This window comes from Streptomyces sp. NPDC015032 (genome assembly GCF_043080425.1).
Lineage (GTDB): Bacteria > Actinomycetota > Actinomycetes > Streptomycetales > Streptomycetaceae > Streptomyces.
This window is the reverse complement of sequence record NZ_JBIBVN010000003.1, coordinates 587,266-612,883: the sequence shown is the minus strand read 5'-3', so window position 1 is coordinate 612,883 and position 25,618 is coordinate 587,266. Positions and strand designations below refer to the sequence as shown.

Genomic DNA, 25,618 nt, shown 5'->3' with positions numbered 1-25,618 from the left:
GGGAACATCACCAGCCACCGGGCCCGGTCCACGATCGCCGGCCAGCTCTACAACGCGAAGGAGCCGATGACGCTGTTCGAACTGCAAGCCTGGCTCGGACACCGCACACCAGTCCCCTCAGTTCTACGCGAAGATCAGCGCGACGACGCTGACCCGGACCTACGACGACGCGGGGTACTTCTCCCGCAACGTCCGCACGATCGAGGTCCTGGTCGACCGCGACGCGGTCACCTCCGGCGCCGCCGCGGCCGGCGAACCTTGGCACTACGACCTCGGGCACGGCTACTGCACCTACACCTTCTTCTGGCAGTGCCCGCACCGCATGGCCTGCGCACGCTGCGACTCCTACACCTCGAAGGACTCCAGCAAGGCCCAACTACTCGAAGCCAAAGGCAACTTGCAGAAGATGCGAGCTGTGATCCCCCTGTCCGAGTCCGAGCCGGCCGCCGTCGGCGACGGCCGGGCAGCCCTCGACCGTCTCCTGGGACGCCTCGCCGGCATCCCCACCCCGGCCGGGCCGACACCCCGCCAGCTCGACGTCCCGTCGAACGCGACCCTGTTGCCGATCGTCGACGTCGGGCAGGGCAAAGGGACTCCCCCGGTGGTCAATGCCCTGGAGAGTCGCCGAGGCCATCCTGGATACCGGCCCCGCGCCATCCGGACTGCCGGAGCAGGTCGCCCCTGCCTGGTTTCAGGCCGGACGGGGGCGCCTTCGTCGTACGCGGAGGTCACGGAACTCACAGAGCTACGGAGATCACGGAGCGAGGAGGTGGCCTGCGGCAACCGCCGAGGCCACCGTTCCTCCGGCCACCACTGCCGAGGCTGCGAGCAGTGGAACCCTCGGTGTCCACGTCCGCAGTGTCCGGGAGCGGGAGACACGGTCCAGCAGCGCGTCCCGGCCGCGCAGCACGATCAGGCCGACCCCGGTGAGCGTCAGCGCCATGCCGAGGCCGAAGGCCGCGACCATCGCGAGGGCGATGCCGACCCTGTTGGTCAGCAGGCCGGTGAGCAGGACGAGAAAGGCGGATGGCGAAGGCAGCAGGCCGCCCGACGCGCCGAGAAGCACGAGGCCTCGCCAGGTGAGGAGGGACGGGGCATCCGGGATGTGATGGCTGTGCCCGTGCCCGTGGTCATGCCCGTGGTCATGCCCGTGGTCATGCCCGTGGTCATGCCCGTGCCCGTGATCAGGCCCGTGATGGGAATGGTGGAGCCTACGGTGGCGCAGATGCCGCCGCAGCAGGCTCACCCCCACCCCGGCCACCACCAGCGCCGCGACCAACTGGAGCCACCCCGTCAGCGCCGCGATGTCCGGCGTGCTGTTCGCCGCCAGCCACCAGCCGACCGCCAGGGCGGCGACCGAGAACGTGTGCATCACGGCGACGATCCCGCCCAGCCACACCGCATCGCGCGGCCTGCCCCTGCCGCCCACCAGATATCCGGCGGCCAGTGACTTCCCGTGCCCCGGCGCGCAGGCATGGAGCGCGCCCACGGCCGCGGCCACGAGCAGAGCCAGCGGGAGGGCCGCGCTGCGGTCCAGCAGTGAGGTCAGGTCGGTTGTCCAGGCTCCCCGGCCCGAATCGGCCGGGGAGGCCGCGGCGATCCCTGCGGCCGCCGGTTTCAGGGTCAGCATCCGCGTCGGCTCCTGTGCCGTGTGCAGCCCGCCGGAGCCCGAGCCCGTCACCGACAGAGTCCGGTACGCCGGATCGACGTCCGTCAGCGCCGTGACCGTCAGTTCGATGCGGTCCACCGGCCGCGGGCAGACGAAGTGGAGCTTCATGCCGTCCGCCCGGTCCACACGACAGGGGCGGTCGTCCTGGCGTACGACGATGTGCGAGCGCAGATAGCCCGCCTCGTCACCGCCGGACTCGTTCTTCAGGACGGCGATGTCGTCGCGCTGCGCGGACCAGGTCGCGTCGACGACGGTGCCCGTCGCCTCGATCTTCACGACGGGAGGGGTTCCGAAGGGGTGCGCCTGCGCCGTCCCCGCGCTGCCCAGGAGCAGCGCGAGGACGGCGGCCAGCAGGAGCAGCACCCCGTTGCGAGGTGATCGCACGGTGGTGCTTCCCCTCTACTTCCGGCGTGCGGCGAGAGCGTGGACTGTGCCGTCGTCCGTGAGGGCGAAGACCCAGTCACCGCTCACGGAGAGGGCCGAGGCCACTCCCGCGCCGAGGTTGTACGAGGCGACCTGCGTCCCGCTTGCCCGGTCCAGGACAAGCAGGCGACCGTCCCACGTCCCGACGTACACATGGGACTTCGTCACCAGCGGGTGCATCGTCGGCGAACCGGCACCGGCCGAACACCCCATGGCGACCCGCCACTTGTCGTCCAGCGGGCTCTCCCCCGCCAGATAGCCGGACTTGGCCTCCCACACCGGCTTCGACGGATCGGTAGCGCTCGTGTCGTAGGCGCGTACGACACCGTCCCGGCCCGCGACATAGGCGATGTCGCCCCACACGGCCGGGCTGGTGAGCGGGGCGCGTCCCGGCTCGCAGGTGCTGCCGCCGCCCAGCTTGGACTCCCAGGTCACCGCACCGGTCTTCGGGTCGTGCCCGCGAACGCCGTACGCCGTGAACGTCACCAGCTTCGCCTCGCCCGTGGCCGGGTCGGTGAGGACGGGCGAGGAGTGGCTGTCGATGTCGCCCGCAGTGTCCTTCACCCACAGTTGGGTGCAGGACGCAAGGTCCATGGCGATGACGCTGTTGCTCGACATGGAGTGCAGGTAGGCGGTGTTGGAGCCGGGCTCGCGGATCACCGTGCTGTGGGCCTGTCCCCAGGAGAACGCGGCGTCGAAACCACCGGGCAGCATTCCGCCGGTCTTGGCGTCACGGCAGCGGACCCTGTAGGCGTCCTGGTAGACGGCGACCGAGCGGTGCTCCGTGCCCGCCAGCGCGAAGACGCTGACCGGTCCGCCGGCGCGGCCGTAGCGGCGCACGGTGTCCCCGTGGGTCTCCTCTCGGTCGATCGACTGCCAGACGATGCGGCCGCTCGCCGCGTCGAGCGCGTAGATCCGGCCGACGCCGGTGGTCAGATAGACCACGCCGCCGTGGAGCGTCGGCGCCGACTCGGCATCGCCGTCCAGGTACGTACGCCACAGCTCACGCCCGGAGGCGATGTCGTATGCGAGCATCATGCTGTACGGCGAGTCGAAGGCGCGGGACGAGACGATGAGCTTGCCGTCCGCGACCACCGAGCCGTTGAGGTTGAACTGCTCGCCGGTGTGGCGGGCCCACCTGAGGTCGAGCTTCGCGCCCGGCTCGTCGCCGCTCGCGGACCGCCCGGCCTGGTCACCGCCCTGCCGCAGCCAGTCCTGCCCGGTCCCGGGCTTCGCAAGCTCGGAGTCGCGCACGATCTCGAAGGTGTTCTTCACAACGGGGAACCGCTTGCCCCGGGTGTCGTACGCGACCGACTCGGCGGTGTACGTGCCGGGCTGCAGCCCGTGCAGTGTGCCGCTCGCGCGCGTCCAGGCGCCGCGTGCATCGGGGCAGGGCTCAGGCGTGCCGCCGGGCGGGGTGTAGCAGTTCTCGATGCCGGGGCGGGACGCCCCCTTGCCGAAGCGCACGTTCTCACGCTTCACCAGGTGCCCTCGGTTGTTGCGGACGGTCAGCACCGCCTTGGCGGGCGTGCGGCCGTCGTCCTCCGCATACACCTCGACGGGCACTGCGCCCTTGGCCCCGTACACGCTGCCCTGCGCCGGGCTGACCAGAGCGACGTCGTCATCGATGTCGAACTGCCGGTGGATGCCGGTCACATGGCCGGTGTCCTCGTTGCGGGGCGTGCGCGGATCGTCCGTGATCGCGCTGAAGTCGAGCACCTTGTAGTCGGGGCGGGCGCCGTCGATGCCGTACGTGCCCTGGTTGTTGATCTCGACGGACCGTTTGAAGGCGCCACGCCGGAACTCGGCCTGCTGGTTGTGACCGGCGGCGACCATCCGTACGTCGTACTTGGCGAGCTCATCGATCGTCGGCTGCATGCCGGCGCCCGGGCCCCACTGGGTGAACAGGGAGCGGTGGGCGAAGACGAACACCTGCTTGCCGACCGCGTGCCGGGCGAGGTCCCGGCGCAGCCACTCCAGCTGCGGCTTCAGCCCGCTCGCGTCGTAGTTGTCCTCAAGGACGACGATGTGGCGGCCGTTGCGGTCGAAGCTGTACCACTCGGGGGCGACGTTGCGGCGGTAGTACTCCATGCTGCCGGCGTATCCCTGCGAGGTCGCCGTGCCACCGAAGTCGTGGTTGCCCATCACCGGGTAGAAGGGGTGACCGAGCTCCCCCTCCTGGAGGCCCTTGCTGAACATGTCATACCCGCCCTGGCGGCGCGGCTCGTCGGCGTAGTCCGTAACGGTGAGGTCACCGGTCGCGATCTGCATCGTCGCGCCGTCGACCTCGGACATCGCCTGGACCTGGCCGGTCCACTGGGGCAGAGCGCCCCGGGCTTGGGCGTCGGAGGTGTTGCTGACCTCGGGGTCGGAGTTCATGACCCACTTCTCGGTGGGGTTCGAGGCGTTGCGGTCGGGGAGAAGCGCGAAGTCGATGTTCTTGCCGCCGGTCTCGGGGACCTTGTGGAAGAACTGCGGGATGTAGTCCTTGCGCAGCGCGGGCGTGTAGCCGTTCGGCGAGACGATGCTGACGAGGTCGGTCTCGCGCCGCTTCGGGTCGATCTGCAGGCTGTACGAGCCGTCCGCGCCGGTCGTGCTCCACACGGCACCGTCGGTGACGTCGACGCCGGGCATGGGCTGCTCGCCCTTGTCCCGTTCCCCGTTGCCGTTGCGGTCTTTGAAGACGGTGCCCTCGACGGTGACGGTGTCGACCGGATCCGCGCTGCCGTCGGCGAAGGCCGCCTGGGGCGCGAGGAAGGACAGCGCGACGGCTCCGGCGGTCGCCAGTTGCCAGCGCCGTCGGCCGGGGCGAGGTCCGCGGACGAGGAACGGCAGTCGCCAGGCGGCGAGCAGCAGGACGACACCGGCGGCCGTGACGAGCGCGACGGTGAGCCAGGGGAACGACGGCAGCGCGTGCGCGCCGTGGACGTCGACGAGCGGGGTGGCGGCAGAGGCGTCGACCGCCGTGCCGTCGAACTCGACGACGACCTGGGTCAGTCCACCCTTGTCGATGAGCGGGCTCAGGTCGAGCGCGTCGACGCGGCAGCTCCAGGCGAGCTCGATGACGACGCCGCCGGGTACGCCGCCGTTGTCGCCGGGCACGCCGGAACCGGTGACCGGGCAGGGGACCGAGAGCAGCCCGGCCGCCCATCCACCGGCCTGCTCGGGAGCCACTACGGCGTTGTGCACGATGAGGCGGCCGCTGGTCACGTTGTCACCGGGCGCGACCACGAATTCCGCATGCTCGCGCGTGACATGCGCGGATGCGACCTGGGCGCCGAGGCCCAGAACGAGAAACAGCAGCGCGAGGGCGAGCCCGGCTGCTCTGCATATGCGTTTCATAAAGCGGACGTTAATGATCCGCTGTTCGGTTACCGGTCGGTCCTGAGCAACTTCACGGAGCCGACCGGAAGTGTTCAGCGTCTCGTTCATGACTGTTGGGTCAAGCGGGGCGCGCTGGGGGTCAGGTCTCTCGGTGCGCACCGCGCCACTGCACCGATCGTTGCGACGGGCCGGGTCAGCCGGCGACTGTCCTGACCACGCCACTGGGCACCGGCCGATGAGCACCATGGCGCCGGTGGCGGTCGGGTCGCCAAGTGGTGACGAGGGCTGCGGCGAGGAGGAGTTCGGCGATGTCACCGCCGTAGTACATGATCTCCGCGCCGCCTTGAACCTGGTCGATGGGTGCGTGAACGTTGATGAGGAAGCCGCCGTAGATCAGCTGGGAGATCGTGGCATGCGCCGCGACGGCGACCCCGAGGACGACGAGCCGGGTGGGGACGCCGGGCCGGGTCGGGGCGGGGTCGGGGCCGGCGATGACCCAGGCGAACAGGCAGCCGGACAAGAGAAAGTGGGCGTGCATCAGCCAGTGCAGTACGGGCTGGTTCATGGTCGCGTTGTACAGCGGGGTGAAGTACAGGAGCGCGAGGGTGCCGGTGCTCAGGACCAGGGCGGTGACCGGGTGGGCGAGCACTCTGGCCGGGCGGCTGTGCAGAACGCCCATCAGCGCGCGGGCGCGGGCGGCGGGCAGGGTGCGCAGCAGCAGGGTGACCGGCTTGCCGAGCACCATGGCCAGGGGAGCGTACATGCCGATGAGCATGTGCTGGGCCATGTGCCCGCGGAAGTCGCCGTGGGCGAAGGGGGCCAGCGGTGGCAGCAGTGCTCCGGTGAGCAGGGTGCATCCGGTCAGGAAACTCGCCGTCCGCCAGCGTCCCCAGCCCTGGACGGGATTGCGGTGCCGGGCCCGGTCTGCGAGGAGAAGGTAGGCGGCGGCGAGCAGGATGACTGCGGCTGGGGGCAGCAGCGTCTCCCACAGACCGCTACCTGCGCCGTGGTCGTGCATGGGGCGATGCATGTCGACGTCCATCAGGTGTGCCGGGCGGACCACTCGGAGGTGTCGGGGTCGAAGGGCCGTCCGCTGCGCTGGAGCAGGTAGCCGCCGATGAGCAGGAGGAGGCCCAGGAGCAGGAAGCCCATGTCCCACCAGATCTGGTGGGGGCCGACGTGGACGTGGTGGATGCCGAGGATCTGATGGTCCAGGAGGCCCTCGACGATGTTGAACAGGCCCCACCCGACCAGGATCCATCCCCACAACACCCGGGAGGTCCACACCCGGCGACGCTGGTGAGTGACCCGGGAGTACAGGATGCCCAGGCCCAGGATGACTGCGACCCAGCAGATGGCGTGGAAGATGCCGTCCCACACGGTGTTCATCTCCAGACCGGAGACCGTGTTCGCGGGGTAGTACTTCACGCCGATGCGGTCGTCGTTGGTGCTGGTGAGCATGTGGTGCCACTGGAGGAGCTGATGGAGCAGGATGCCATCGACGAATCCGCCGAGCCCCACTCCCAGCACGATTCCTGGCAACTGGATGCTCTTGGGCAGCGTGCCCTCTCGTGTCTGACCAGTGATGGTGGCCATCGCCTGTCCCGTCCGATCTGTCCTTCGGGTACATGAGTCTGAGCCACTACGTCTTCCCACTCTGATCCGCCCATCACGATCGGGCGTCCTTTCGGGCGAATCACACCGCCATTCGAGGAACGGCGTGCTCGGGTCGTGCTTGTGGGCGAGGCAGGCAGCGCCGAGCATCCGGTCCCGGCCGCGGCCCGTGAGCTTCGCCGTGCGCTCGGGATGGGCGGCGCCGACGTACGGCGTGGTCCGCGGCTGTGACGTACTGCGTCGACGACAGCTCGAACACCCGTACTTGACGACCACAACTGGGAGCGACGGTTTCACGCACCGGATGCATCCCCAGTCTCGTCATGATTCGTTCGGATGCGCTGTTGCCCAGCTGGCGATGCTGACAACCCGGTCCACCCCGCAGTCCTCGAACCCGAACCGCACTGCAGCCGCGGCCGCCTCCGTGGCCAGGCCCTGCCCCCAGTGGGCACGACCCAGCCGCCAGCCGACCTCAACCGCAGGCAGGAGCTCCGGCATGAAGTCGGGGACCGAAAGACCGGTGAACCCGGCCAGTTCACCAGTGGACGGGACTGCCTGAGGCCACCCGGCCGGCCCGGGCGGCCCGGTGGACTCAGCGGCAGGTCACGACCAGGACGCGGCCACCAGCGAGCGTTCCGCGGCCGCCAGGTACACGGCCGAGGCGAGCCAGGCCCTCGCGTAGGCATCGGCCGAGGGGTCGGTCAGGCGGCCGAAGGCGTCGCGGGGGCGGCGGCCCGCCTCCGTGGTCAAGGCCTGTGCGAGGTGGGCCGCTCCGCCGAGTTCCGCCCGGGTCAGGCGGGCGAAGAGCGAGGCCGCATCCGTCCCGCGGCCGGCCTCAGCCACGGCACGGCGACCGCCCGCGACGCCCGTCTCCAGCAGGCGCCGGACACGCCACAGCGGTGCCTCCGCCAGCGGGTCGGGGGCCGCGGCGACCGGCCCGCAGGCCGCGGGTCCCGCCGCCTCGCGGGGGAAGTGCTCGCCCTGGAGCCGGTCGTAGCCCAGGTCGGCACGGCCCTTCCACGCGTCCGGCAGCCGCAGCGTGGCGGACGCCCCCGGCACCGGCCCGACCGCCAGCGACCGGAGCGTCGCCGCCCGGTCCAGGTCGGGACGGCCGAGCACACGCAGGGCGAGCCCCGGGTGTTCGGCGATCCGGCGCAGGTTGGCGGCGTGCGGCAGCTCCGGGTGGGGGTGTGCGGGACGGAGCCGCAGCAGCGGTCCCTCACCGGCGACGCGGACGACGACGGAGTCGCCGGCCGCACCGATCACCTCGACGTCGCAGCCCAGCAGACCCGGCGCCGTACTGCCGGGTCCGCCCGCCTCGGGCGCGCCGTCGGCGAGCACGGCGGCCATCGCCTCCCGCACCGGTCGGGTGAAGAGGGCGGCGGCGGGTTCCTCGGACCAGTCCACCCCGCGCAGTGGCGTAGCGCCGACCCCCCGCCCCGCCCCGAGCCGCCCGTCCGCGGAGACGGTGGCGCCGACGATCCGCAGCCCCCCGCGCGCCAGCCCGGCGTGGTCGAGGACGGCACCGCCGAGCGCCACGGACGCGGACCCCGCGCCCTTCACGCGGGCGAGGCCACCGGGGCGCACGTCGGACACGGTGTAACCGGCGCCGTCCGAACCGACCAGGTGCGTGGTCACTCCGCCGTACCCCGTCGCGGACAGCACCGGCTCCCGGCACAGGCCGTACACCCGCAGGCTGCCGCCCTGTTCGTAGAGCCGGCGCGCGGAACCCGCCACCTCCGTGTCGGCCGAACCGGAGGCGAGCAGGGCGGCGCCGGCCAGCAGCTCACGGAAGGCTCCGGTGAGGTCGGCGAGACCTTGTCCCTCGCTCCGCTCCCGCGCGGCCCGCAGGCTCCGTACGACTCGCAGCGCGGCCGCCTCGGCCCGCGGCAGCCCGGCCAGCCGCACGGTGTGGGCGGCTCGGAGCAGCTCGGCCTGCACCACGGCGCCACCCGCCGTGACGCCGGCGGACAGGATCTCGGCGGCGGCTTCCCACAGCGCCGTGGCGGCACGGACCTGCGCCGCGGTGAGGGCGGCCGGCGCGACCGCCGTGGCCGCCACGTCGGCGGCGGGGGCGGTGGGTGCGGCCTCCTCGGGCCCCGCGCCCGTGCCGGAGGCTGTGCCCGAACCTGCGGCCTTGTCCGTACCCGAGTCGTGCCCCCCGCCCACGTCGCCCGCCCCATCGGCGATGGGTGCCGCGCCCAGGACCGCGGCCCGGTGCAGGCAGCGCGGGGCCAACAGGCAGGTGCACACGGCCTGTTCCGCGTTCGTGACCGTGCCGGACGGGCCCGGGCGCAGCATGACCGTGGTGTCCTCGCCGAAGTGGACCTCGACCGCCCCGTCGGCCGTGGCGGAGGCCTGGTCGGCGCAGCCCGAGATCGCCGCGTCGAGTTTCTTGCGCAGCCGTGCGCTGAGCTGCTCCACGGCGTCGGCGAGGACGTCAGGGGCGACGGGAGGCAGGGGTGCGGTGCTCAACGGTGTTCTCCACGGAGGCGGTCGCCCACCCAGCGGGCGAGTTCGAGCGGGCTGAGGGCGGCCACCGGCATACCGGCCGCGACGAGTTGGCGCGCCACGGACACCGAGTAGCGCGGCGTGCCGGTGTCGTCGAGCGCCGCGCAGCCCAGCAGGTGGGCGCCGGAGGACGCCAGGGCACGCACCTCACCCAGCAGCCCGCCGAGCGGTGCGCCCTCCTCGAAGTCGCTGACCACGACGACGAGCGTGCGGCTCGGCACGGTGATCAGCGAACGCGCGTGCGCGAGACCGGCCGCTATGTGTGTACCGCCGCCGACCCGGACCTCCAGCAGCAGTGACAGCGGGTCCTCGACCCGGCCGGTCAGGTCGATCACCTGCGTGGAGAAGGCCAGAAAGTGCGTGGACAGGGTGGGAACCCCGCCGAGGACCGCGGCCGTCAGCGCCGACCAGATCACCGACGCCTCCATCGAGCCGGAGACATCGACGACGAGGACCAGGCGCCAGTCCGCCTCCTTGCTCGTCCGCGTACTGAACAGCGGGCGCTCCGGTACGACGACGAGCCGGCCGTCCTGTGTCCGCCGGGTGTGGGCGAGATTGGCCCGCAGGGTACGGGCGAGGTCGAGGCGCCCGCCGGGCCGCCGGGTCGGGCGCGGGGTGGCCAGACCCGTGAGCGCCGGGCGCAGGCGGGTGGCCAGCTCCCGGGACAGCTCGTCTACGAGCCGCTTCACCAGCGGACGCAGCCGGGCGAGTTGAGCCTCGGGCATGCCTCCGGCCAGGGACAGCACCGAACCGAGCAGCTCCACGGACGGGCGTACCGACGCCGGATCGAGCTGCGCGAGCACATCGGTGCGACCCGCGTCGGCGGCCTCCGCGAGAACCTCCTCGCGTACGTCGGTGCCGAAGAGGGCCTCCAGCTCCTGCGCCCACTCCCGTGCGGTGGGGAAGGACGGGTCCTGACCGCCGCCTTGACCTGGTGCGCCGCCGTCCAGATCCTGGGCGCCTTCGCCGCGCCCGCGGCCGTAGAACTCGTCCAGGGCGTGGGCGTAGCGGCGCGCGTCGCCGGTGAGCCGTTCCTTGTGGCGACCGAGCAGCAGCCGCCAGCGGTCGGCACGGCCGAGCCGTCGGTCCGCGTCGTCCGTGGCGGCGCTGTTCGCTGCGGGTGGGGGTGCGGGGCGGGGTTCGTCGGCCTTGTCCGGGCCCGGTTCCGTTCCCGCGTAGGCGTCCGCGCCCGGCAGCCCCATGGCCTTCAGCGCTGCCGATCCTGCCGCGTCGGCGGCCGCCCACAGGGCGAGCAGCTCGGGCGGGGCGTCGAGTGACAGGTCCAGCCGGTCGCCGAGCCGCTCCGTCACGGTGGTGAGCAGCCTGTCGCGCGCGGCCGGGGCCAGCGTGTCGAAGCCGCCGCGCAGGGCCGGGAGCCGGTCGAGGAAGTCCTGGTCGGCCAGCGCGTCAACCCGGTCCATGAGCGCGGCGAGCGCGTCCGGCGACGCTTGGAGCAGGGGCCCGGCGGCCGTGAGCAGCCCGGCAAGACGCTTCGCCAGCGCCCGGCGCGTGTCCGGAGCCGTGGCCCCGTCGATCCAGCCGGCCGTACGCTCGCCCAGCCCGGCCGCGTCGTCCAGGTCGAGCAGCACGCGTACGGCCAGGGCCGCGCCTTGGATGAGCGGGGAGCCCTCGGCGGCCAGCTCGGCGAGCGCCCGGTCCAGTCGCAGACCCAGATGGCGGGCGGCCGTCCGGTCCGCCAGCGCCACCAAGGCCCCGGCGTCGGCGCCGCTGTCGCTCCCGGCGAGGCCGGGCAGGGACCGGACCGCGGCCTCGAGGAGTTCTTCCGTGAGCGGGCCGGCCGCTGTGCGGGCGTCCTGCGTCGTGCCGGGGTAGTGGCCACGCCGCAATCCCTCCAACAGGTCCAGGGCCTGGAGGAGTTCGGGCAGGTCGGCGCTGTCGGGCAGCACGGCGGAGGCCTCGCACAGGCGCGCGTCGACCAGTTCGGGCAGGCAGCAGCGCGCGGCGGCGGTCAGCCCGGTGAGGATCTGGGCCGGGGTGGGGCCGCCCTCGGCGGCCTCATGGCGCGCGGTCGCGGCGAGCGTGCCGGCGGCGGCCTGGGCCGCGGTCACCCCGCGCACGCCCGCGAGGTCGAGGCGCGCGGGCACGGACGGCGTCCACGTCGTACGCCACCTGGTGCCGAGCGCGGTGCCGTCGCCCGTGCTCGCCACGTCCAGGGGTTCGCCGTACGAGGCGCCGATCACCAACAGCCGCTGGAGCAGCACTTCGCGGCGGCCGTCCAGCGGCGAACGGAGCGGGTCGAGGCGCAGGTCGCGGCGGTCGGGGTCGTCCGGTCGGGGCAGCCGCAGTTCCGCGAGCTCGGCCTCGACCGAGGGGCCGAGACCGGACCGGGGCGCGCGCGGGCTGATCCGGCCGCGTGCGGTGCCGACGAACACGGCCTCCAGCGCGCGGGCCAGGGCCCGGCCCCGGCCGAGGGGTTCGCCCTGACCGAGGACAGTGGTGACGGCCTCCAGGAGTTCGCCGCGCCCGGGCGCGGGCAGTCCGCGCAGGGCGGCCAGGTCGCAGGCCAGGCGCAGCGTCTCGGCGGCCTCGCCGGTCCCCGCGGTATGACCGCCGCGGCGCATCTCGCGACACACGCCGGTCACCGCGTCGGCGGCCGCCTCCCGGATCCGTTCCGGATCGCCGGCCGCGGTGAGCACCGCCTGCTGCCACAACGGGTCGCGGATTCCGGCCGGGTAGCCGGACCGGGAGTCGAGCAGGTCGAAGGAGTACGGCACAAGGGAGGTCACCGCCGGACCCTCGGTCGCTGCGGCGCCGTCTTCCCCAGCCCTGCCGGCCGCCCAACCCCCTGCCGCTTCCGTACCGGACACCCACGTGCGGGGCCCCGCACCGCGCGGCCCGGCCTCGGCCGGGACGACCGCCCGCCCCGTTGCACCGGAGACGCCCGCCGTCCCGGCCCCGGCCACCGCTCCGGCATCCGCCTCCGTGGAGGTGAGAAGCGCGGGTGCGTGGAAGGCGCCGATCACGGCTGCCACCCGGCGCCCGTCCGCCGAGGCAGAGGCAATCACCTGCCGCATCCGTTCCTCCCGCGCCAGGTCGGCGGCGGGTACGACGGCGTCGGCGCGCAGGGCCCAGCCCACGCCCAGGGCAGCTCGGCGCACCGCGTCCGGGGCGCACCCCGGAGCCAGCACCTCCACCGCGCGGTCCCACAGATCGTCGCCGTCCCGGCCGGTCCCGGCGGCGGCGAGCGCCTCGGTGTACGGGCGCCGCACCCGCGCCGTCCCGCCGCCGGGAGCAGGGGCAGGACCGGCATCGGGACCGGCGTCTGGACCGGCGTCTGGACCGGCGTCGAACGCCCCCGCGGCGCCCAGGGGCGCATCGGCCTCCGGACGTACGGCCTCGCTGCCGTCCGGCTCGCGCACCGGCCCGAGCGCCCCCGCCGACCAGCGCGGGTCGCCGAGGGGAAGGTCGCAGCACACGACCTGCGCCCCGCGGCTTCTGGCCCAGCGGACCGCGGCGAGCTCCGGTGAGAAGTCCGCGAACGGGTAGAACGAGAGCCGTCCCCCCTCGCCCGCCCCGGCCAGGGCGACCGGGGCGACGGTTTCGGGGTCCGCCAGATGTTCCAGCCAGGGCTGGAAGTCGGTCGGCAGCTCGACGCAGACCACCTCGGCCCGCGCCTCTTCCAGCAGGGCGGGTACCACCGCGGCCAGCGCCGGACTGTGGTGGCGCACTCCCAGCAGGTACGGCGCACGCGATGCGGCCAGTGCGTCCACGGCCGTTCGTGGATCGACAGTCGTCAACGCAGGCTCCCGCGCAGGTCCCAGAGCCGGCGCCACATCGCCGAGCCGTTCTCGGCGCGGCGGCGCACCGGACCGTCCCAGTAGCCCAGCAGCCGTGCGTGGTCGGCGGGGTCGTCCTTGCGGACCACGCCGAGCAGATGTCCCGGCAGCAGGTCGAGCACGTCCCCGCCGGGCAGGTAGGCGGCCGCGAGCCCCAGCGACGCCGCCACCTGGACGGCCTCGGCGGTGGACATGACCGTGCCCGGCCGCTCCACGTCCCAGCCCTCGGTGGAACGGCCGGAGCGCAGATCGCGGAAGACGGTGACGAGGGCGTCGAGGACGGCGTCATCGACGGCGAAGGCCGCGCCCGCCCGCTGCACGGCGGCGACAGCCTGGCTGCGTATCAGGACCGCCTCGGCGTCGGCGTCGGCGATCGGGTCGACGGTCTCGAAGTTGAAACGGCGCTTGAGCGCGGCCGACATCTCGGAGACGCCCCGGTCACGCAGGTTGGCGGTGGCGATGACGGTGAAGCCGGGGGCGGCGCGGACGACCGCGTCCTCGGTGGCGGTCAGCTCGGGTACGCTGATCCGCCGGTCCGACAGGATGGAGACGAGGGCGTCCTGAACCTCGGGCAGACAGCGGGTGATCTCCTCGACCCGAACCACCCGTCCGGCCCGCATGGCGGCGAGGACCGGGGAGTCCACCAGGGCCTGCGGGGTCGGACCCTGGGCGAGCAGCAGGGCGTAGTTCCAGCCGTAGCGGAACGCGTCCTCGGTGGTGCCCGCCGTGCCCTGCACCGTCAGGGCGCTGGTCCCGCTGACAGCGGCCGCGAGCAGCTCCGACAGCATCGACTTGGCCGTACCGGGCTCACCGGTGAGCAGCAGCCCGCGCTCTCCGGCGAGGGTGACCACACAGCGTTCGACCAGCGCGCGCTCGCCGACGAACTTCGGGGCGATCACCAGCTTCGACGGCAGACCGGCGCGACGCCGGGGCAGGGCCAGCTCCACTCCGTCGCTGCCGCAGACGAACGTGACCGCCGCGCGAGGGGTGAGCGCCCAGCCGGGCGGCCGCGGGCCGGGGTCCTGGGCGGCGAGGAAGGCGAGTTCGGCGGCGTGGCGTTCCTCGGCCGGCTGGCCCTGCCGGGCGGGTGCGGTCTGTTCGGTGACGGTCATGCGGGTTTCCTTCGTCATGGTTCGACAGGTGTGCGCAGGGTCGGGGGGCCGGCGCGGCGCACCCGGGGGCGGGCGCGCCGCGCCGTGCTGACGACGGGCGGCCGGTCAGCGGCGGCTCAGATGCCGTTCGGCGGCGTCACAGTGGCGGTGCCTCAGCGGCGACGCCTCGTACGCCGCACCTTCAGCTCCTCGAAGCGCGGGAGGTCGCCGTCGAGGATCCGCTGCCAGGCCCGGGCGAACAGCTCCGCGGCCGGTTCGGTCGGCACCAGGGCACCCAGCACCGGCCGGCCGCCCGTGGCCACCCCGTACATCGGCAGCTTCCACTGCTCGACGGGCAGGACGGGCGCCGACTGCTCCGCCCAGGCGCCCGGCAAGAACAGCGAGCGTCCCGCCCGGGTCCGTACGGCCGACACCACCAGGTCGGTCTCGGCCAGTTCGGCGCGCGCCGCCTTGAGACGGGCCGGCTTCCATCCCGTCCATCGCGCGGTGTTGCGGTCCGTCGGGTCGGGCATGGCCAGCAGCATCAGGTACAGCGTCGCCGCGTCGGCGGTCAGACCGCGCGCCTCGGCGACCTCGGCCACCCGCTCGGGCACCGAACGGGACGGATCCTGCGGCCACCACAGGCCCTCGTCGTCCGCCGCGCCGGCCGCGGGCGCGCCCGGGTCGGCCAGCAGCCGTGCGAACGTCGCGTCGTATGCCCACCGCAGGGCCGTCTCGACCCCGGTCGGCTGCTGATCGGCGCCGCGCAGTGCCGCCAGGTACGGGTCGGAGCCGGTGGAGTCCAGCAGGGCGGGCCGTACGGCCGGCTGGGGCTGGCCGTCCTGCGTGGCCATGAGCACCGCGCCGTACCGCTCGTGATCCGGTGCCGTCTCCGTCGGGGCGCCGGCCACCTTCCGGAAGTCCGCGAGGCTTGTGTAGTGCCCGGCCGAGAGCAGTAGTTCGGGTGCCGCAAGCCGCTGCCGCACCGCGGTCAGCGCACTCGGCAGCGCCGCCCGTACCGGATCGCCGGCGGGCAGCCGGTGAGCCAGCCAGGCCGTCAGACTCATCGAGCCGGCCAGCACCGCCGAGGTGAACGGCGCATCGGCGGGGGACGCCGTCGCCGGGTGATCGCCCTCGATGCGCCATGGCACGTCGACGCCGAGCTCCGGCGACGACGCCGGTTCCAGCAGCGCCCGGAGCGCCCGGTGCACGGGCCAGCCGCTGCTCACGGCGCGCGCAGCCTCCACCGCCAGCCAGTCGGGCACCTGCCGGCGCCGTCCCACCTTTTCGTTCCACACGGCGGCTGCCGACGCCACGTCCGGGCCCTCGCTCCACAGCCGTGCCGGGTCGTCGGGCAGGAGCGCCGCGAGCAGCGCCCGGCGTACCTCGACCGGGAGCGCGCGCAGTTCGTCGCGGGCGTGTCCCGCCTCGGCCACCTTCAGCCCGAGCGCCTTGCGCAGCTCGGCCGGCAGGAAGTTGTTCTCCCAGCTGTCCACGTCGGGCATGCCCGCGAGAACGATCCGGGCCAGCGCCCGGGACACACCGGTGAGGCGGCTGAACTCGTCGGCGGCCTCCGGCAGGAAGGGCACCGCCTCATGGGACCGCGCCTCCCCGAGGAAGCCGGACAGCCAGTCGGCGCCGCGCACCCGGTCGCCCACCGGCGCTTCACCGCTCAGGGTGTAGGGGCCGGGCACCTCGAAACGGCCGCTCGGGTCGTAAAGCAGCGCGCCGAACTCCCACCCGTCGCCGACGCCGGAGTTGTGCTCGGTGATGCCGAGCACAGCACCGCCGCCCAGGGGCAGCACACTGCGGTGCGCGACGTTGCGCCGCTGGCCGTCCGGCGTGTCCAGGTGGGACGTCGTCAGGCGGACCAGGACCCGGCGCCAGTGACCGGCCGAGGCCGCCGTCGAGGCCAGCCCCAGTACGTCCACCCGGCCGAGGACTTCGAGCAGGGCTGCCCGGTGTGCCGGGTCGCTGCCGGGCGCGACGGCGCGGTAGGCGATCGCGGCCGGCTCGTCCAGGAGCGAGACGAACGGCAGTCCCGAGTAGGGCAGCGACGGCAGATCGAAGTGCAGCCGGCCCGGCAGCGCCGTGGCGGCGGTGTCCGCGCGCGCGGAGGCCAGAGACTCCAGGTAACGGTGGGTCACGTCGGTGTCCGCGCCGTAGCGGTAGTAGTCGCTATTGACGATGCCGTGCAGCGCCTTGTCAAGCATGTGGTCGCTCGGTCCCTGGCCCCGGACCTCCGTCTCGGCGGCGGGGTCGAGCCGTGCGGCCACGGCGTCCAGCGCCTTCTGCTGCCGCACCGCGAAGCGCAGCACCTTCACCACGCCGGCGATCAGCTCGGGTGCCGAGACCTGCGGCAGCGCGGCGCTCACCAGCCCGGGCAGGTCCGCCACCCGCTCCGCGAGCACGGCCGCCTTCAGCAGGACGCCGGCCGACTCCGAGTCGGCACCCCGCAGCGCCGCCGACCCCTGCGGATCACGCGCGCGCAGCATGTACAGGTACGGCAACGGCGGCAGGGCCTGAGCCGCGGTCCCGTACAGCTCGTTGCGGTGGTCGCACTGGGCCGTCGTCGTGACCATGCCCTCCGGGTCGCTGAGCGACAGCTCGCGCCACTGCTGGGTCAGTGCCCGCGGCCGGTCGTCGCCGGGAAACGTCAGCGCGGCGACCGGCCTGCCGGCACCCTTCGGAAGGGTGACGACCCGTCCGGTGGTGTCCTCTCCGTGGTGGCCGCCGTCGGGCAGCCGCACGACACGCCAGCCGAAGAGCCCGTCCGCGGATGTCCCCTGGGCCGAACCCGCCACCGCCGGGGCGGGCCTCAGCCAGCACGAGCCGGCCGCCAACTCGGCCCCGGGGGCGTGCCGCAGCAGCGCGTCGGCGAGGAAACCGGGCTGCGAGCGCCGGCCGTACCCGCCGCCCACGGGGTCGTACTCGAGCCAGCCGCCCTTGTCCTCCCCGTCCCTGTCCTGCCACACCCAGTACGACGTACCGTCGGACAGCAGCGCGCGCTCCGCGGGCAGCTTCGTGTCGCCGCTGTGGAGGACCCCGCCGCCGGTGGTGCGGCCGCCGCCGGGCAGCTGCAGGCTGAGGTGATCCGAACGCATGGCCCAGGAGTCGGCGCCGGCGAGAGCGAACACCGTGTCGGGCGTGGTGTGCCAGTAACCCTGCGGCTCGCCGCGACCGTACGTGCTCCAGAACACCAGCAGCGCACCGTCCACGTAGTGGAAGCCCGTCCGCCACACGGACGTGGTGGGCACCCGCAGATCGTGCACGAGAACGGTGGAGTCGGCGTCGATGACGCGCACCTGCGTCGCGTTGGCCACGATCAGATACGGCCAGGCCTCGACGACCGTCAGGCCCTCGGTGGTGTGGCGCCCCGGCGCCAGCTCCGTCAGCGCCTCCTCCCACGTCGGCCAGCGCAGTTCCTCCCACAGACCGCCCCGAAGCGTGCGCGCCACGGCCTCGCCGAGATCGGCACCGGCCGCGGCCGCGACCTCCTGCGGCGCGAGCACGAGAGCTTCGGAGGGCAGCCACGAAAGCCGCTCGATCGCCTTCGGCAGTCCGGGCAGTCCGGCCGCCACCGACGAGGCGGCCACCTCGCGCATCCACTCGGTGAGCATCGGGCGGCCGCCGGGCGAGGCGGCCAGCCGCCGCATCACGTCCGCACCGGAGGACTCGCTGTTGTAGTTGTTCGCCCCGCGCCCGAAGGCGGGCCGGAAGCGCGGGTCGGCTGCCAGTCCGACCAGGTCCCGCGGCTCCTCGCCGCGCGCCCAGTCCGACAGGTTCAGGGCGTTGCCGCGCTGGTGGTGGGCGGACTTCTCCTCGGGGTCGGCGACCGCGATCTCCAGCGAGAGCAGGAGGTCCAGCAGGTTCACGTCCTCGACACCGATCCTCAGCAACCGCTCGCCCTCGGGCCGCGCCGCCAGATCGGCACGCAGCCGGCCGGCCGCCCGCTCGACCAGCTCCAGCAGGGCGGGCGGCGTCGGGCGCGGCCCCCAACCGCGATGCCGGGCACTGTGGAAGCGCTCCAGCCAGCCCGCCGCACCGTCGGAGCACTGCTCATCCTGCGGCAGGTCGGCGTCCGCGAGACCGGCATCGGCTCCCGACTGCGCCAGGATTCCCAGCCACAGCTCGGTCATCTCCCCGCTGTCCCCGGGCGGGGTCATCGACAGCAGCGTGCCCCGCACGGACGGAACGCGCCAGGCCAGCGCAACCAGCGCACCGCGGTGCGACTTCCACCAACCAGCGGCGGCTCGCAAGGTGGCCGGCAGCGGAAGGAGCTCGGCGAGGTAGTCCTGCTCCGCCTCGTTGCCGGACATGGCCGCGGCGCGGGCGAGCCGCCTCAGCTCCACCGCGGCCTGGGCGGACGGCGCGAGGCCGCCGGCGGTCCGGCGCACACACAGCCGCCGGAACCGCTCGTACGCCTCGACGGGCGCGAGCCGGGCCGACAGGTCCTTGCCGTAACCGGTCAGGACCTTCACCGGAAGCGCGCCGGCCAGGGCGAACTCCAGGAACACGGCGTCGAGCCGGTCCTCGTCGACCGTCAGCCCGTGCTGCGCCTCGCTCGTGCGGGCACGGCCGAACAGCTGACCGGCATACGTGCTGTTCTCGACGCCGAGGAAGACCCGCGCGGCCTGCTCGTAGAAGACGGGCAGGAAGTGCGGGACGGCCGAGGCGAGCCGCCCGGCCAGCTCGTGGCAGGCGTCCAGGGCGGCCTTGGGCTTGGTCCTGGCCTGCCGGGCCAGCCGGTCCAGCTCCGGCACGACCGCCAGGGCGTGGTGCCCGTCCTGGGGGTGGTGCACCAGCACCCACTCGGGAAAGCCGAGTTCCTGGCGCCGACCGAGACCGACCACGGCCGGCTCGCCCTGCGGCTCGAGGCCGAGGAAGCCGGCTGCGAGGTCCTCGGCGGGGCCCAGTTCGGCCGCGGCCAGCCGCACGACGACCCGATCCTCGCCGAGCACCGCGTGGCGATAGGCCCGCGCGGTCAGCTCAATCGCTGAAGGGCCCGCACCCCGCGCGTCGGCCGGGAGGACCGCGCCTGCCGCGAGCAGCTCCTTGTTGTCGTTCCCAACCGTCCTGGTCACGCGTCCCCACCCTCTTCGATCGTGCGGCCGGCGTACAGCGCAGCGGCCATGCGCATCCCCTCGGACCAGGCCACCGGCCCGACCGCGGTCAGCCGCACCGCGCGGCCGTCCTCGTCGTGCCAGCTCAGCCCGCCGGTCTCCGACTCCCCGTCCCAGTACGGCTCGCCGATCCACACCGCCGCCTCCGTGCTGCGGCCCCCATCACGCACCTTGCACGTGGCGTAGCCACCGGACACCCGGTAGCCGAGGCCCGTGGCGCGCGCCGCGAGACCGAACCGCGAGGCGAACTTCCCGCCCGCGTAGTCCCGTATCTCCGTCGCCGTCTCCGGACGCCCGGCATCCGGCCCGTCCGGCCTGGCCCAGGTCGCCCGGTGGATCTGCTCCACCTTCTGGGTGATGCCGAGGTCGGCCGCGAAGTCCCGTACATCGTCCAGGTCCGGCAGGAGCACGGGGTGGGGAAGCGTCACCGTGCGCGGCGACAGCCGCACGGTCTCACCGTCGAGGTCGACCACCTTGAGCTCCCCGTCGCCGGAGACGTCCCGCAGGAACCCGACCTCGTCCGGATCATCACCCACGACGGCCATGTCACGCAGCGCCGTCTGCCACGCCTCGTCCGGCCACACCCGCGCGATCAGCTCGGTCGGAACCGGAAGCGACGACACCATCCAGGCATCCACCTGAGCCACGCACGAAGCCGCGTGCCGGTCCAGCCACTCGGCCAACTGCCTCAGCCGGTCGACCTCGGGACTGTCGCGCAACATCTTCGGCAGCGCCTTCAGCTGCCGCCCCCCGGCGCGCCGTGCGACCACACGCCCGTCCTCGAGGGTGATCTCGTACCCCTCGCCCGCTGTCAGCCACGCCATCAGCCGTGCCCCTCCGCCTGTTCATCAGATGTCAGCGCAGCCCGAACCAAGGGCCACAAAGCCCCTGAACTGCGATACAAAGGGAGACTAACGAGGGCCACTGACAACGCGGGGTGGTCCGTGGGTGGTCCGCGGTGCCCTCGCGACAACCTGGCAGGGAACTTCGTGCTGCCAGGGACGGCAGGCGTCGCGCCCGACGGCTGGAGGCGGTGCGTGGTGTCGGCGACGCAGAAGCGGTCCGGGCGCTTGTCCGGTCGTCCGGCATGGCGGCGATCAGGTCTTCGACGTCTGCGCTCCCGCAGGCGTCATCACCATAGATCTCGATGGTGGAGCGTTCAGCTCGAGCTTCTCGACCAAGTAACGGATGCCGGACAAGGACCAGTACTGGGTGGACTCCCCCGGTTCACGCACTCCGATGCGTCCAAGGCCACCGTGGCCTGCACAGCTCCCAAGCCGTGACAGGCTACGGACGCTGGTGGGGCACATCACCAAGTCCTCACTGTGCCCCACCAGCCCCACGTTGTGTCCGGAAGGAGACATCGGCAGAGATCCGAGGTGCCAGGGGCCGCAGCACGGTTCACATCTACTGCAAGAACCGACGGGACACTACTGAGCCGGAACAGCCGCCTTCCGGCGGTGTGCCGGCTGCGCACGACGCGGTGGCCCGACTGGCCGTGGACGAGCGCTGCTTGCACCCTCAGGTGTCAACTCAGCGTGCCGCTGCCGCTGCCGCTTTCGGCTTCGCGAGCGTGCAGCCTGTGGCCGACAGGTTGAGCTTGTTGCCCGTCGTGAAGCAGGCGGGGATGCCGTAGGTCTCCTGGGCGTATCCGGTTCCCTGGCGGATGGTGACGGCTCCCTGCTCATCTACCTCGCAGGGATTGTCAAGGGTGCAGCTTTCGCCGTTCTCGTTGGTGGTGTTGTTGATCGCCGTTACCTGCCCGGTCGTGGTGTCGATGACCGGGGAACCCGAGGTGCCCCCGATGACCTGGCATTCCGGGGTGTAGCGGACGGCGTCCTTCCATGTCCACTGGCCCTCCTTCAGACGGTACGCGAATCCGTCGACGGAGCAGGAGTAGACCCGCTTCCAGTAGCCGGAGACCACGTCGATCGCGTGCCCCTGCACCGGGTGGGTCCCGGACAGCGTCAGCGGCGCGATTCCCGTGGACTGCTGTATCTGGGCGTAGGTCTTGGTCAGTTGGTACAGCGTGACGTCGGTGTCGGTCATCGTCGCGTAGACGACCTTGTTCGCCTTGAGCGTTCCTGCGGTGCCGGCCGAGGCGTTGAGCAGCGTGAAGCTGCGAGTGGAGGGCTGATTGGTGATGACCTGGCCCGCGCTCGGGAAGCCGGTTTCGAGGCAGTGACCGTTCGTCATGACCAGCCCCGGGTCCGTCGCCTGCGAGTTCGGCATGCGGATCAGGGAGCCTGAGCAGTTACTGAGCGCCACGGTGCCGGCGAAGGAGGAGGCCGTCACCGGGGCGGGCGCACTATCAGGGTGCACGGCGGCCGTCGCAGCAGTGGGGGTCGCGCCGCTCACGCGGTTGGGTGCTGCGGCTGCGGTGCCCGTTGCGCCTGTCAAGGCGGCGACACCGAGGGCAACGGCGGTGAGGGTGGCGAGGAGAGGCTTGCGCATGATGATGGTCGGTCCTCTCTGTTCGATCCGGGAGCCCGGTGGCCCCCGGACGGCGAAGGGTGACCGCATTGTCGGCGTACAGCCAAGTCCTCCGCTACCTGACAGCTCCTTCCTGGCTCTTTTCGCTCCCTTGACGGCCACCGCACCGGGACTTTCTTCCTTGGTCATGGGCACACAAAGGCGCCACGATCTCACCCGGGACGACGAGGTCGCCAAACAGGTCATCACCGACCTGCCGCGCAGGCCGACGGTCGCGCAGGACACGATGCGGGACGACACCGCCCGTTTCCTGGCCGGCCGGGCCCAGTTCGACAACTCCGCCCGGGCCCGCGCCAAGATCCGCTAACGTGCCCCGGCCGTCCGCAAGGTCGAGCACACCATCGACTACCGCGACCTGGTCGGCTCCTGCCTCCAGTTCGCGGCCCCCCTGGGCCGGCTGGTGCCACGTATACGGGGCCAGGAGTTCACCGACGACGAGCGCGAGACCGTCCGCCGCGGGATCTCCAAGGTGCGGGCCGCGGCCGACTGGCTCGAAGCGACGACCGACAACGGCGAGTTCACCCGGGACGAGCAGCTGACCAAGCCCCTCAAGGGCGATTAGGCCATGCCGCAGCGCCCGGAGGCCCGGCCTCTTGCGGAGCACTACGGCGACCTGGTCCGCTTCGCCCTGATGGAAGCCCGCCCCGCCGGCCTTCAGACAAGACAGCTCATCACCGCCGCCCGCCTGACGAAATCCCAGGTCGAACGAGGAATCCGGCACCTGCAGGACGTCGTTTCGCGGAGGGCGCGCGGGGCGCAGTGCCGTGGCGGGCGCGTCGTACTCCGCGTCACACGCCTGAGCCGTGGGCACCGTGGCTGACTCGCCCTCCACCGCCTCCGCGTGCGCACCGGCGGCGAGCACCAGCGCGACGAGCACCAGAAGCAGCCGCAGCCAGGCATACCGACGGGCGGTGCGTGGGTGCTGCGGGTTGGGCTCGCAATGGGGCATCTGCCGGCGACACACGCACCGTTCAGCGTGTCGACCCCGAAAACCGCCCTCTCGGCTACCTGTACGGCACGAAGTTGACGCACTGCACAGGGTTCATGCCGTACGCGGGATCCGCTGCGCACGCCCGTGGAGCCGGAGCGCCGTTACGATCTCGACGATACCGACCACGACCAGCCACCAGCCGGCGACCAGGGTGAGCACGGCGATCGAGTTGAACGGCGAGATGATCAGCACGATCCCCGCGATAAAGGTGACGACGCCGAGGATGGCCTGCCAGCCACGCGCGGGCATGGTGGGGTCGTGAACGGCGGCCAGAGTATGGGTGATTCCGCGGATCAGCCAGCCGATGCCGATCCATAGCGCGAGCAGCAGGATCGACTCCAAGCGACCCCGGAAGCAGAACAGGCCCAGCAGGATCGACAGGGCGCCGCTGATGAAGGCCAGGACACGCAGCGAAGTCGCCTGGTGGGTGCCGAAGGCGGCCGCCAGTTGGAGCGCACCGCTGAGAATGAGGTAGATGCCGAAGAGGATCCCGGCGACCAGCAGGGACGGGCCCGGCCAGGCCAGGATCACGATCCCAAGGATCAGGGAGGCGATGCCGGTGATCAGGACGACCTGCCAGGCGGTGCGGGAGAGGTGATGCAGGAACCCCTCGAAGGGTGGCTCCATGTAGCCCGAGGGCGGTTTCGGCGCATGCACGTCACCCGCGGCATGGGCATGGCGGTCGTCGTATTCAGGCCCCCGGGGGGAGCCGCTCGGTGCGTCGGTCATGATCCATGCTTGTACCGGGCACGGGCGCCCCGCCACCTTCGCCGGTCCACTCGGCTGACGGCGGAGGCACGGGGCCCGGTGAACGGGGCCGGTGAACGGGCCGTGTCCAACAGGTTCCTGTCAGCCGGGAACCCACGGGCACGCAGCGATAGAGCATCGCCCGTCTGGACCGGGCGCGGGCAACGGGACCCGCTTGGTCCAGCACGCCAGGTGGTAAGACACCGTGGCGGGACTGAGGAAGTGACCTGCCGCGAGCCGTGCGGTGGAAGCCGGTCGCGCCGGCGCCGCGGGCAGCCCGGCGCCGGTGGGACCGAGCAGACTGGCCGGCTCAGCGGAGGGGGCGGTCGGCGCCGCGGTCCTGTCACGCGCAGGGTAGGTCGGCAAGGGCGGCCTTCGCCCGCCCCGCACCGGTCCGCGGCCACGGCACCACCAGCGACGGCACCGCGACCACGAGGGGCACGGCCAGCGTCACCGTGCACCCGCTCTCCACGCGCAGCGTGCCGTCGGCCCACCGGATGCCGGGGTGCAGCAAGTCGAAGAGTTCGGCCGCGCCGCGCCAGTACGCCGCGTCCGGGTCCGTCAGGTCGGCGTCCACGTAGTCGGTGGCGCCCTCACGCGTGCTGGTGAGCAGGGCGCGGGCGTGCGCGAGGACGATTGGGTCGTGGTCGACGTAGACGATTCCGACGTCGGGTGTGACGCGCTGCGCACCCTCGCGGGTGTTGTCGGCGGTCGTACGGTAACTGACCGGCGCAGGGTTCCGGGAAGGCGCGGGTTGCGATGGCCAGATCGATGTCACCGGGGTACTCGCGCTCGGTCTGCTCGCCGAGTTCCTCATCCGCGGCAAAGGTGTCCTTGCCGCCCAGCAGGTGGGCCCAAAACCGTGCGGGGTGCGCTTTCTTGGGCCGGGGGTCCAGGTCCTGCGTACTGTCGCTCATGTGAGGGAGTCCTTTCCGGTCCGAATGCGTTTCGTCGGGGGCGGCGCGAGAGCCGCTGTTGCATCCATCGCGGCAAGGTAGGCGAGGACCGCTCCCTCGTTCTCCGTGACCGTCGCGGCCTCCGGGTGAAGGCCACGCACAATCAGCCGGTCGGCGAGCTGCCGATGGGTGTAGCGCAGGATGTCCGCGGATCCGCTCAGCAGCAGCGGGTGCTGTCCGACCGCTGCGGGGATCACCTGCAGGGTGACCGCCCTCCGGTGTGCGGCGAAGTGATCCAGGTGGGCGAGTTGCTCGGCCATCACGTCCCGGTCCCCGATCACCCGCTCCAGTACCACGCCCTCGATCAGGGCCCACAATCGTACGGGCCGGTCTGTGCGGCAGACGGTGTGCCGCTGCCGTTCTTCCAGGAACTGCAGCCGTCGACCGATCTCCTCCGCGCCGGCGTGGGGGTGCCGCAGCTTCAGGAGTGCACGGGCGTAGCCGGGGGTCTGGAGGAGTTCTGGGATCACGCCGGGGGCGTAGGTGCGGATCAGGGAGGCTGCTGATTCCAGGTCGATCACCCCGGCCAGGTGGTGGGGGAGGATGTCGCGGTATGGGTGCCACCAGCCCGGCCGCTGTGCTTCCTCCAGTGATGCCAGGACTGTCTCCGTCTCGGCGTCAGGTGTCCCGTACAGGCGCAGCAGGTGGCTCACCGTCGCGCGGCGTGGGGCGGTCCTGGCGAGCTCGAGACGGCTGAGCGTCATGTCGTGTACGCCGAGCGCTGCCGCGGCGGCTTCCAGGGTGAATCCCGCGGCTTCACGCCGGGCGCGCAGCTCGGCGGCGACCAGTCGCAGGGCCACGGTGGGGCCGGAGCGGGGCCGTGACACAGGCAGGAGTCCCTTCTCGGTCGGCGGGTGCTGCGCTCTACGATCCGGCAGC

The 25,618-nt window shown here is 72.5% G+C and carries 14 protein-coding genes and 2 pseudogenes; 1 reads left to right on the top strand and 15 read right to left on the bottom strand.

What is annotated here, in order from left to right:
- Positions 1-754: 754 nt before the first annotated feature.
- The 11 genes from ACF08M_RS08410 to ACF08M_RS08360 form a co-directional block, all read right to left on the bottom strand.
- Entirely contained in the window at positions 755-2,053 is a 1,299-nt protein-coding gene (locus ACF08M_RS08410) for a hypothetical protein (protein ID WP_392184454.1), read from the bottom strand.
- A gap of 15 nt (positions 2,054-2,068) precedes the next feature.
- The gene (locus ACF08M_RS08405; protein ID WP_392184453.1) at positions 2,069-5,434 is read right to left on the bottom strand and encodes a PQQ-binding-like beta-propeller repeat protein; all 3,366 of its coding nucleotides are present in this window, start codon (positions 5,432-5,434) and stop codon (positions 2,069-2,071) included.
- Between the two features lie 175 nt (positions 5,435-5,609).
- On the bottom strand, positions 5,610-6,446 hold the full coding sequence (locus ACF08M_RS08400) for a cytochrome c oxidase assembly protein (protein ID WP_392184452.1): 837 nt from the start codon (positions 6,444-6,446) through the stop codon (positions 5,610-5,612).
- Between the two features lie 11 nt (positions 6,447-6,457).
- Positions 6,458-7,012, bottom strand: a complete 555-nt coding sequence (locus tag ACF08M_RS08395; RefSeq protein WP_392184451.1) for a DUF2243 domain-containing protein — start codon at positions 7,010-7,012, stop codon at positions 6,458-6,460.
- Between the two features lie 339 nt (positions 7,013-7,351).
- Positions 7,352-7,564, bottom strand: a complete 213-nt coding sequence (locus tag ACF08M_RS08390; RefSeq protein ID WP_392184491.1) for a GNAT family N-acetyltransferase — start codon at positions 7,562-7,564, stop codon at positions 7,352-7,354.
- A 69-nt stretch (positions 7,565-7,633) separates the two neighbouring features.
- Entirely contained in the window at positions 7,634-9,505 is a 1,872-nt protein-coding gene (locus ACF08M_RS08385) for a hypothetical protein (RefSeq protein WP_392184450.1), read from the bottom strand.
- Complete coding sequence (locus ACF08M_RS08380) at positions 9,502-13,299, bottom strand: DUF5682 family protein (protein ID WP_392184449.1); 3,798 nt, start codon at positions 13,297-13,299, stop codon at positions 9,502-9,504. Before ACF08M_RS08380 ends, ACF08M_RS08385 begins: the two co-directional genes overlap by 4 nt.
- Entirely contained in the window at positions 13,296-14,450 is a 1,155-nt protein-coding gene (locus ACF08M_RS08375; RefSeq protein ID WP_392184448.1) for an AAA family ATPase, read from the bottom strand. Before ACF08M_RS08375 ends, ACF08M_RS08380 begins: the two co-directional genes overlap by 4 nt.
- 152 nt (positions 14,451-14,602) lie before the next feature.
- On the bottom strand, positions 14,603-19,513 hold the full coding sequence (locus ACF08M_RS08370) for a DNA-binding protein (protein ID WP_392184447.1): 4,911 nt from the start codon (positions 19,511-19,513) through the stop codon (positions 14,603-14,605).
- The gene (locus ACF08M_RS08365) at positions 19,510-20,376 is read right to left on the bottom strand and encodes a DUF4132 domain-containing protein (protein ID WP_392184446.1); all 867 of its coding nucleotides are present in this window, start codon (positions 20,374-20,376) and stop codon (positions 19,510-19,512) included. Before ACF08M_RS08365 ends, ACF08M_RS08370 begins: the two co-directional genes overlap by 4 nt.
- Positions 20,377-21,085: 709 nt before the next feature.
- Positions 21,086-22,006 (bottom strand): serine protease, encoded by a 921-nt coding sequence (locus ACF08M_RS08360; protein ID WP_392184445.1) that lies wholly within the window; start codon positions 22,004-22,006, stop codon positions 21,086-21,088.
- Between ACF08M_RS08360 and ACF08M_RS08355 the strand changes: the two are divergent.
- Positions 22,005-22,607, top strand: a pseudogene (locus tag ACF08M_RS08355) (DUF6192 family protein). The gene ACF08M_RS08360 and the pseudogene ACF08M_RS08355 sit on opposite strands and share 2 nt — an antisense overlap.
- A gap of 480 nt (positions 22,608-23,087) precedes the next feature.
- Here ACF08M_RS08355 and ACF08M_RS08350 read toward each other — a convergent pair.
- From ACF08M_RS08350 to ACF08M_RS08335, 4 genes and pseudogenes are all read right to left on the bottom strand, one after another.
- Positions 23,088-23,765, bottom strand: a complete 678-nt coding sequence (locus tag ACF08M_RS08350; protein WP_392184444.1) for an HdeD family acid-resistance protein — start codon at positions 23,763-23,765, stop codon at positions 23,088-23,090.
- A gap of 361 nt (positions 23,766-24,126) precedes the next feature.
- Positions 24,127-24,561 (bottom strand): SAM-dependent methyltransferase, encoded by a 435-nt coding sequence (locus tag ACF08M_RS08345; RefSeq protein ID WP_392184443.1) that lies wholly within the window; start codon positions 24,559-24,561, stop codon positions 24,127-24,129.
- Positions 24,562-24,586: 25 nt separating this feature from the next.
- A pseudogene (locus tag ACF08M_RS08340) lies at positions 24,587-24,700 on the bottom strand (SAM-dependent methyltransferase); the annotation flags it as partial.
- A complete protein-coding gene (locus tag ACF08M_RS08335; RefSeq protein WP_392184442.1) occupies positions 24,697-25,566 on the bottom strand; it encodes a helix-turn-helix domain-containing protein in 870 nt (289 codons plus the stop codon). The pseudogene ACF08M_RS08340 and the gene ACF08M_RS08335, both read right to left, overlap by 4 nt.
- Between the last annotated feature and the right edge of the window lie 52 nt (positions 25,567-25,618).

Bases quoted from the DNA above. Each gene is read 5' to 3' on its own strand.
- ACF08M_RS08405 (WP_392184453.1), bottom strand. From the start codon at position 5,434: ATGAAACGCATATGCAGAGCAGCCGGGCTCGCCCTCGCGCTGCTGTTT.
- ACF08M_RS08400 (WP_392184452.1), bottom strand. From the start codon at position 6,446: ATGCATCGCCCCATGCACGACCACGGCGCAGGTAGCGGTCTGTGGGAG.
- ACF08M_RS08395 (WP_392184451.1), bottom strand. From the start codon at position 7,012: ATGGCCACCATCACTGGTCAGACACGAGAGGGCACGCTGCCCAAGAGC.
- ACF08M_RS08375 (WP_392184448.1), bottom strand. From the start codon at position 14,450: ATGACCGTCACCGAACAGACCGCACCCGCCCGGCAGGGCCAGCCGGCC.
- ACF08M_RS08365 (WP_392184446.1), bottom strand. From the start codon at position 20,376: ATGGCGTGGCTGACAGCGGGCGAGGGGTACGAGATCACCCTCGAGGAC.
- ACF08M_RS08360 (WP_392184445.1), bottom strand. From the start codon at position 22,006: ATGCGCAAGCCTCTCCTCGCCACCCTCACCGCCGTTGCCCTCGGTGTC.
- ACF08M_RS08350 (WP_392184444.1), bottom strand. From the start codon at position 23,765: ATGACCGACGCACCGAGCGGCTCCCCCCGGGGGCCTGAATACGACGAC.